The sequence below is a fragment of the Protofrankia coriariae genome, from assembly GCF_001017755.1.
GTDB lineage: Bacteria > Actinomycetota > Actinomycetes > Frankiales > Frankiaceae > Protofrankia > Protofrankia coriariae.
In genome coordinates this window covers 1-5799 of record NZ_JWIO01000024.1, presented here as the reverse complement: position 1 = coordinate 5799, position 5799 = coordinate 1, and the positions used below count along the sequence as shown (strand labels likewise).

Genomic DNA, 5799 nt, shown 5'->3' with positions numbered 1-5799 from the left:
GGCGGGGGTCGCCGAGCCAGTCCAGGACAGACAGCGACTATGACCGGGACTCATCCCGCCACCTCCTTCACAGCCGGGCGCCCGCAGGCGCAGACCGCATCCACACAGAGTGATCGCACGAACGAGAGCCAGGCCAGAACCCACCCCCACGTGCGGAGCACCCCTCCTCGTCAGAGCTTTGGCACTGCACGGCGTAATCCCAACCAGGAAGCCACCTGGGCCCACCCCTTAGCCCGGGGAGAGCTGTCCTGACCCGGGGCGTCTCTCGACGTTCGGGGTCAGTGGCCTGTGTCCGTGCAGACGCCTCACCGAACGAGGTGCCGCATCCCAAGGGTGCCGCCGCGCGCGGGACGCTGTCAAACCAGGACACGGTGACCTTGACGGCACGAGCCGATCGGCCCCTCACGCCTGGACACCGCTACCGGCGGCGACCACGCCCCGTCAGGGCGCCGAACGTACGCACAAGCCGCCTCGAGCGAGGACGAGCCTCCCGGACACGGACAGTGTCTCTCCGGGCACGACGCAGCCTCCGGAGCTCTCGGCGCCTCTCCGGCTCTCTCCGGACACGGCGGATGAGCGGCACTTCACAGCGCGTGGTGCCCGGGTGGCGTTCAGGCTCCGGGGCCGAACGCGGGCCGGCCGGCGCGCTCCCGTTCGGACGCCTTCATCCGTGCCTCGTACACATGCCGGCGGCCACCGGCCAGAACGTCCCGGACCATCCGCTCGGACTCGGCAAAGGCCCGGTAGTACCCGTCGTCATACTCCTCGATGACCTGGAAGGTCCATCGGCCGTCGAGGACGTTGCGTCCGAGCAGGTCCCTGCGAAGCCGTTCGGCGATCTCACCGTGACCGGCGTTGTCCAACTCCTCCAACGCTGATCCGAGCATGAGATCGGCGTGGCCGGACATCTGGTGGAACGCGTAGAGGTGCCCCCGGGCCCGCTCCACCCACTCCAGCGCCTCGCTGATCTTCCCGACGGCGTGGACCGTGTCCGCGTCGAGTTCCGCGGCGGTACGGTCGGCCGCCCACGCCGCCTCCGGCGCCGGGCCTGGAGGCGGTGCCGCTGCGGCTACCGGTGCCGGTGCCGGTGCCATGGTCGGTGCCGGCGTCGGCACCGGGTCGTTCGTCCTCACAACCTGTGAAATGCCCCGCCGGCACCCTGACGACACCAACACCATCCGCGCGGCGCCCACCGCGGGCCGGAACGCTCGACCACCCGGCAGATGGCCGTGTCCGTCCGGCGCACGTCAGACACGACCCATAAAAATCGGGTGCTGCCCGCACGATCGGCGATCCGCGCGATCGGCGATTCAACGGACATGACTCGAGGCGGGGCCCACCGGACAGGCACAACCCGCCGGACGGTGCGTAACCCACCAGACGGGAGACTGGAACGTGCCGGTAGCCTGAGCCGCATGTCCGCTCTGGACCCGACCGCGCAGTCGCCCGTTCTGGCGCACGGCATATACCCCTATCTCGCGGCGCGCTGCTCACCGCCGGACGAACTGCTGATCGATCTCTTCGCGGAGACACGACAGAAGTTCGGGGAACGCTCCGTCATGCAGATCGGCGCCGAACTCGGTGCCCTGCTGACGATACTGACCGCGAGCACCGGCGCACGCCGAGCGATCGAAGTCGGTACGTTCACCGGATACTCGTCGATCTGCATCGCCCGTGGCCTGCCCGATGACGGTCATCTGCTCTGCTGCGACGTGAGCGAGGAGTGGACGTCGCTGGCGCGTCACTACTGGAAGCGCGCCGGCCTGGACGGCCGGATCGAACTGCGGCTCGGCCCGGCCGCGGACACGATCGCCGCGCTGCCCGCCGAGCCCGTCTACGACATCGCACTCATCGACGCGGACAAGACCTCGTACCCGATCTACTACGACCTGCTGGTGCCGCGACTGCGCCCGGGCGGGCTGATCCTCGTCGACAACGTGCTCCAGAACGGCAAGGTACTCGACGAGCGGAGCCAGGACGCGGACGTCCGGGCGATCCAGGCGTTCAACGAGGCGGTGGCGGTGGACGACCGGGTACAGGCCGTCCTGCTGGCCGTGTCGGACGGCCTGACCATCGCACGCAAGCGGTAGCTGGCAGTAGCCGTACCTGGCGGCGCCAACCTCGCCCCGGCGCCAACCCCTGGACGCCGCCCGCGCGATCGAACATCCATCAGAATCCGTCGGACACGCCCTACGCGCCCGTCCCCGCTCGCTCAAGGGATCGAGTACGGAAACGGCTGCCCTGGCGACCACTTGCTCCCTCGTTCTCCTGATCTGGCGACACCTGATCGGGGTTCGGGGGAGGAGAGGAGACGGTCAGGACAGGTAGGTCTGGATACGGGCGAGTTCGTGCTCGAGGAAGTCGAGGAAGTCGTCGACCTCGTACTCGCTGTATCCACCCGTCAGCCAGGTGGAGTCGAACCTGGCGTTGACGATGTCCTGTGGGGTGAGGTCTGCCGTGACGGAAGCGGTATCCGCCGGGTGGCCGTCTCGCGCCGACTCCGCCATCGCCTGCAGGCGGTCCAACTCCCGGCCCACCCTGCCGAGAAAGGCGTCGACCTGGGCGGTGTCGTAGCCGGCGCGGAACCGCGTTCTCGTGAAGGTTTTCGCCGTCACCTCCGTGCCGGTGGTACCGGGATGGAACGAACCGGGACCGCCACGATGCCGGGCTGCGGCCCAGCGGTCATCATCGCAGGAAGTGCCCGCCGAGGCGGCGGCGGACACCGCGGAGAAGAACCTGTGCAGATTGGCGAACTCACGCTCGACGATCCGGAGGAAGTCGCCGACCTCACTCTCGTGATATCCGCTGAAAAATCTGGTCGTATTGAACCTCGTCGACCTGATCTCCGTCGGCGTTATTCTCGGGACGAGCTCGGCCGGCTCCGGCGTCCCGCCGCTCTCGACAACGCGAACGATGGCGTGCAGCCGGCGCAGCTCGGCGGCGGCCCAGTCGAGAAGGGCGTCGACACCGACCATGCTGTAGCCGGGCCGCAGCCGGGTCGCGCTGAATGCTTTTACGCAGAGGTCATGAGCCGTCACGATCGGACGGTAGGCGACGGTGCTGTCGTCACCGCGCTCGCCGCCAGGTGGTGATACGGGCGGCTGGGGCGGCCCCCCGTGCGGCGGGCGTGTTTTTTCCTCCCCTGGCTGCGTCCGGATGGCCCGTGGAACGCCGTCGGCAATTGACCGTTTCACCGTTCCGGATTGTATGGCGAACCATCGACCAAGAAAATGTGAGCTCGCAGACCAGATCACTTTTTGCGTCGGTTCATATTTTTGTTGTGATTATTATTCATGTATTCATAGAACTCTATTGCCAACTTCGCCTGCCCAGCCCGTTACAGTGATGACCGGACGCGGTGCTTCCGGCAGGCGCCACCCGTCCCTGTCCCAGCCTGATCTTGGTTCTGGTTCTGGTCCTGGACCTGGACCTGGACGGCGTGGACGCCCGCCCTGCCCTGGATCGGCAAGCACGTGGAGCGGCCGATGACAGTCACAACGAGTACCGTCGGCGGGCTCGTCCTCGCTGCCGGCGCCGGACGTCGCTTCGGCGTTCCAAAAGCTCTGGTCACCCTGAGTGGTGAACCACTGGTCCAGCGATGCGTCCGGATGCTCACCGACGGTGGATGCGCTCCGGTGCTTGTGGTTCTCGGCGCGCGGGCGAGCGACGTGATCAGATCCACCGGCCTACCCGAGGAGCAGGTCGTCCTGGCACCTGACTGGGCGGTGGGGATGAGCGCGTCGCTGCGTCGCGGGCTCACGGCATTTGCCGCCGACGAAGGAAGCCCCGCTACTCCTGCCAAGGGGGGCCGCAACAGCCGGGGCCGGAAGGACAGCCGGGGCCGCAACAGCGAGAGCTGGAACAGCGGGCAGCGGCCAGCGGGACACGCTGGCGTCGAGGCGGTCGTGGTCGCGCTGGCCGACCAGCCGCTGATCGGCGCCGAGGCGGTGTGCCGGCTGCTCGCGGCCCACGCCGCCNTGCTCGCGGCCCACGCCGCCGGCGCCGTCGCGGCGGTCGCCAGCTACGGCGGGCAACCGCGCAACCCGGTCCTGCTGCACAGAACGGTGTGGGCCGAGGTGTCCGCCCTGGCTCACGGTGATGTCGGGGCACGGGCCTGGCTACGGACCAATCCGGACCGGGTCGTCATGGTGCCCTGTGACGACACCGGCTCCCCCTACGACATCGACACCCCCGACGACCTGGCGGCGCTGGTCACGTCCAGCCCGAGCACGTCAGGCCCGACCGAGACCAGACCAGCCACGTCCGGTTCGGCCACGGCTGGTTCGGCCGCGTCCGCTGGTCGGCCGCTGGCACCGCCCGGCAGCGGCGGCCGGCCACCGCGCGTCGACCCGCCGGCCTGATCCCGGCAGGCGATCCAGGTGATCCGTCAACACGGGCAGCGGGGTGAGCACGGGCGATACAGATAATCACTGTGCCACCGGCACCAGCGATATAACCGGTGCCGGCCGCCCTCGCTTTCCTGACATCGACGCCGATGTGCTCCTGACGCGTTCCCGATGTGTTTCCGACGTCCCCGCTCCCGGCCGCCGGGGATGGCCGGGGTGGTTTCCGTGCGATCTGGTCAGCCGGCGAGCCCGCGTGGGGGAAGGCCCGCCGTGCGGTAGACATCGTCGATGAGGCGCATGGTGACGACCGCGTCCTCGGCCGGTGTCAGTGTCGGTTCGCCGTACAGCACCGCGCGGGCGAAAGCACGCAGCTGGGCGTCGAACGTTGTTTCCCCACGAACCGTTTCCCAGCGGGTACGCCCCTGCGTTGTCCAACGAATCTGGTTGAAAACATGTGGGCGGACGAAGTTGGCGACCCGCAGCTCGCCGCGGTCCCCGGTGACGTGGGCGGCGATCCGCAGGAAGCGTCGGGACCACAGCGAGCAGTCGATCCGTCCGGTCGAGCCGTCGGGGAAGCTGAACTCCGCGGTCATGGCGCGGTCGATGCGCGGCGCATGCAGCAGGGCGCGCGCCGACACGACCTTCGGTTCGCCCGCGCCGAGCAGCCGCATACAGTGGACGGCATAACATCCGGTATCCATCATGGCACCGCCGCCGAGCTCGTAACTGTAGCGGATCTCGTCGTCGAAAAGCGGCCAGGGAATACACATCCAGGTGCGGATCGAGCGCACCGTGCCGATGCTGCCGTCCCGCACGATCTTGTGAATACGCTCCGCCAGCGGGTGATACCGGTAGTGAAAGGCCTCGGTGACGACGACGCCGGCGGACGCCGCCGCCTCGGCAACGGCACGCGCCTCGACCTCGTTGGCGGTGAATGGTTTCTCGCACAGCACGTGCTTCCCGGCCTCGATCGCGCGCAGGGTCCACTGCGCGTGCAGGGCGTTGGGCAGCGGGTTGTACACCGCGTCGACGTCGGGATCGTCGAGCAGCGCGTCGTATGATTCGTGTGCCACCGGGACCGCGTATTTTTCGGCGAACCGGTCGGCCCGCTCGGTATCGCGGTCCGCCACCGCGACCACCGCGACAGTCGGCAGTCGTGCCGCGGGTTTCATGATGGCCGTCGGGGCGATCCGAGCGGCGCCAAGAATGCCGATCCTCACCTGATCCACCGATACCGTCCTTTCCTGTTCGGTGGCCGGCACAGCCGCCAGCTCAGTCGGACAGCACCGATCGTGACGACGGCTGGAACCGGTCAGAATGTGTTTCTGTATTCGGTGTCGCGGGCACTCCTGGTAAATTGGGTAAGATCACTCTACCTCCGGTGTCGAGGCGTTCCCGCGCGACCTGCGTCACTTCGACCGGCGTGGCCAATACCAATGCCGCTAAGATAAGA

General features: G+C 68.1%; 6 protein-coding genes and 1 riboswitch. Of the genes, 2 read left to right on the top strand and 4 right to left on the bottom strand.

Annotated features, from left to right (window positions below; all coding sequences use genetic code 11):
- Nucleotides 1–156: 156 nt before the first annotated feature.
- Nucleotides 157–324: riboswitch (M-box (ykoK) riboswitch) on the bottom strand.
- Between the two features lie 287 nt (nucleotides 325–611).
- A complete protein-coding gene (locus FrCorBMG51_RS14960; protein ID WP_235433600.1) occupies nucleotides 612–1115 on the bottom strand; it encodes a hypothetical protein in 504 nt (167 codons plus the stop codon).
- 300 nt (nucleotides 1116–1415) lie between these two features.
- On the opposite strand from FrCorBMG51_RS14960, the gene FrCorBMG51_RS14955 reads away from it, so the two are divergent.
- Entirely contained in the window at nucleotides 1416–2090 is a 675-nt protein-coding gene (locus FrCorBMG51_RS14955) for an O-methyltransferase (protein ID WP_047223687.1), read from the top strand.
- A gap of 225 nt (nucleotides 2091–2315) precedes the next feature.
- Here FrCorBMG51_RS14955 and FrCorBMG51_RS14950 read toward each other — a convergent pair whose 3' ends face one another.
- On the bottom strand, nucleotides 2316–3038 hold the full coding sequence (locus FrCorBMG51_RS14950) for a DivIVA domain-containing protein (protein WP_047223686.1): 723 nt from the start codon (nucleotides 3036–3038) through the stop codon (nucleotides 2316–2318).
- Nucleotides 3039–3485: 447 nt separating this feature from the next.
- Between FrCorBMG51_RS14950 and FrCorBMG51_RS14945 the strand changes: the two genes are divergently transcribed.
- Nucleotides 3486–4361 carry a nucleotidyltransferase family protein gene (locus FrCorBMG51_RS14945; RefSeq protein WP_086055479.1) on the top strand — a complete coding sequence of 292 codons (876 nt, stop codon included), beginning with the start codon at nucleotides 3486–3488 and terminating at the stop codon, nucleotides 4359–4361.
- A gap of 221 nt (nucleotides 4362–4582) precedes the next feature.
- On the opposite strand, the gene FrCorBMG51_RS14940 is transcribed toward FrCorBMG51_RS14945, so the two are convergent.
- Together FrCorBMG51_RS14940 and FrCorBMG51_RS31385 are read right to left on the bottom strand one after the other, a co-directional pair.
- Nucleotides 4583–5575 carry a Gfo/Idh/MocA family protein gene (locus FrCorBMG51_RS14940; protein WP_076842344.1) on the bottom strand — a complete coding sequence of 331 codons (993 nt, stop codon included), beginning with the start codon at nucleotides 5573–5575 and terminating at the stop codon, nucleotides 4583–4585.
- Between the two features lie 43 nt (nucleotides 5576–5618).
- Nucleotides 5619–5799 (bottom strand): hypothetical protein (locus FrCorBMG51_RS31385; protein WP_235433599.1); only part of this gene is annotated, 181 nt, incomplete at its 5' end.

Excerpts from the sequence above, each read along its gene's own strand:
- FrCorBMG51_RS14955 (WP_047223687.1), top strand. The coding sequence starts at position 1,416 with ATGTCCGCTCTGGACCCGACCGCGCAGTCGCCCGTTCTGGCGCACGGC.